This is a genomic window from Candidatus Nanopusillus massiliensis, from assembly GCF_920984865.1.
Genome location: NZ_OV100765.1, coordinates 604,431 through 604,976 on the forward strand (window position 1 = coordinate 604,431; position 546 = coordinate 604,976).

The 546-nt window shown below is 25.1% G+C and carries 1 pseudogene (cut by a window edge); it reads left to right on the plus strand.

Annotated features, from left to right (window positions below):
* Positions 1–121: 121 nt before the first annotated feature.
* Positions 122–546: pseudogene (locus tag LUA84_RS04885) on the plus strand (50S ribosomal protein L18) (it continues 174 nt past the right edge of the window).

Genomic DNA, 546 nt, shown 5'->3' on the forward strand with positions numbered 1-546 from the left:
GGAGTGTAAAGGAATTAAATAAAATAATATAATATCTTTATAATTTTAAATTTCAAAAAACAAATAGTTAAAATTGTCAATCACAATTAAATTTAAAAAATTACTTATAAAAATATCTTTAATGGCTACAGGTCCTANNTACGTAGTAAAATTTAGAAGGAGAAGAGGAAAATATTACAGATTATAGAAGGAGACTAAAGTTATTAAAATCAAAGAAACCAATATTTGTTGTTAGAAGATTTTTAAATAATATATTAGCACAAATAACATTATATAATGAAAATGGAGATAAAACATTACTAACAGTCCATTCAAAAATATTAGAAAAGAAATATGGATGGAAAGGACATAGAGGAAATTTACCAACAGCATATTTAGTCCGTTTATTAGCAGGTCTAGAAGCAAAGAAAAGAGGAATTGAAGAAGCAATATTAGATATTGGAAGATATAGATCTACAAAAGGAAATTCATTATATGCTGCACATAAAAGGTGCAATTGATGCTGGATTAAAGATTCCATATAATGAGGNNATTTTACCTTCTGAA